Annotated in this window: 3 protein-coding genes; all 3 read right to left on the reverse strand. The window is 27.2% G+C overall.

Going from position 1 to position 1,582, the window contains the following annotated elements:
• Positions 1 to 150 precede the first annotated feature (150 nt).
• Positions 151 to 549 (reverse strand): recombinase, encoded by a 399-nt coding sequence (locus ELQ12_RS09620; RefSeq protein ID WP_243834154.1) that lies wholly within the window; start codon positions 547 to 549, stop codon positions 151 to 153.
• Positions 530 to 664: a helix-turn-helix transcriptional regulator gene (locus ELQ12_RS09625; RefSeq protein WP_070261078.1), complete on the reverse strand. Its 135-nt coding sequence runs from the start codon at positions 662 to 664 to the stop codon at positions 530 to 532. Before ELQ12_RS09625 ends, ELQ12_RS09620 begins: the two co-directional genes overlap by 20 nt.
• Positions 665 to 756: 92 nt before the next feature.
• Positions 757 to 1,002 carry a type II toxin-antitoxin system PemK/MazF family toxin gene (locus ELQ12_RS10780; protein WP_070261079.1) on the reverse strand — a complete coding sequence of 82 codons (246 nt, stop codon included), beginning with the start codon at positions 1,000 to 1,002 and terminating at the stop codon, positions 757 to 759.
• Positions 1,003 to 1,582: the final 580 nt, after the last annotated feature.

Here is a 1,582-nt window from a genome sequence, read left to right on the forward strand (position 1 = left end):
AAATTCCCAAAATTAAGCCTTTGCGTTGTTGCTCTATCATTAGCAAATTCTTCAAAAGCTTGAATGAGTTTTTTAGCTTGATCAGTATCTGAAAAAATACTTTCCAATAATGCTTTAAAGCTCTCATTGAGTGTAATTTCTTTTTTCATGTCATATCATTGCATGCTTAACTCCTAAATTATAACATATTTTCATGTGCGTTCTTAGGCTACATTTCCAATTTGCTTCCACCATGTTTTTTTTCTCAGAGTGAAATCTATAACCTAATTGCTTGATTTTTTCATTTAAACCATAGGTATTTCCTACAATCCAATAATAACCATCTTCATTTTTCACTTTGAGTCCCAAAGATAACAAAACTTGTCTTTCATCTTCGCTAAAAGTTGTAGCGTTTGATTGTGAAAAGTTTTGTGAGAAATCAACTTTCTTTTTGTTTTCCTGAGTATTGTTTTGGTAAGCTTCAATATCGATAACAATATCGCTACTTTCAGTAACTCCAACACCCATTTCTTCAGCAGAATATAATCCACTAAGTTGGAATTTTACCACTAGCCCAAGTATTTATTGTAGAAGCAAAGACATCTAATTGTCTTCCTAATTCAGTTTGAGTAATGTTTAACTCTTTACACACTTCTTTAATAATATTTTCTTTCTCTTCTGTCATGCTAATCCTTTATTTTAGATTAATATTTTTTAATAATAATTTTTTCATTACTTTTCAGAAATGAAAGGATTTGGCTCATTTTTTGAGTTTCCCTATCTTAGTGCAGGGCTTATTATATTTTCTACTATTTTATTTTTAATCATTTCAAAATCTTTGTCATTGATTTTTCCTATGTAAGTTTTTATTCTTTTAGTATCAAAAACTCTCATTTGTCTTAAAAGTACAACTTGTAAAGTACCTTTATTGTCCTTAAATTTGTGAAATAAAAAGCCTTTTTTGTTTTTAGTCTTAGAACTTAAAGGTGCGCCTAAAAATGTGCCATTATAAAAACTATTCACTATCAAAACAGGACGCGTAAAAAACTCATTTTTACCTTAAACTTCAGCACCGATATTTAAACCAATGCTAAGCCAATAAATCTTTTTTTTACACTAACTTTTCTGATTAATTTTACTTTGTTTAAGCTCTTTTTTCGTTCGTTCCAGCTGTCAAATTGCACTTCGTTCGTTTTATTCCTTTATATCTTTTGGCATAATGCTATGTAGTGCTGTAAGCAGAAGTTTTATCTTTAAATATTTCTTTTCTATATTTTTCTAAGTTTTTTCATTGTTTCTCCTGTCTTTTTAAAAGATTTGTTTTTCAACTAATTTTCTCTTTCTTTTTTTAATTTATTGGTATTTTGGTTTATGATTTATATAAAAAGCAAGATCCTTATTATAACAGTTCCATTTTTTAAATAGCGAAAAATGAAAGAAGTGATAAAGATTTTGAGATTTTTCCATGTATAAAATAAGGCAGATTTTTATTTTATCAATAGCAATTATTATTAAAAAAAATAGCAGAAAATTTCATTTGCCTATATTAATGTAACTTTTTATTACAATCAGCATTTTCAAAAAACTTTATCATTATTTCAGC

The organism is Campylobacter sp. US25a (assembly GCF_004379075.1).
GTDB lineage: Bacteria > Campylobacterota > Campylobacteria > Campylobacterales > Campylobacteraceae > Campylobacter_D > Campylobacter_D jejuni.

Coding starts and splice junctions, on each gene's coding strand:
- ELQ12_RS09625 (WP_070261078.1), bottom strand. CDS start 664: ATGACAGAAGAGAAAGAAAATATTATTAAAGAAGTGTGTAAAGAGTTA.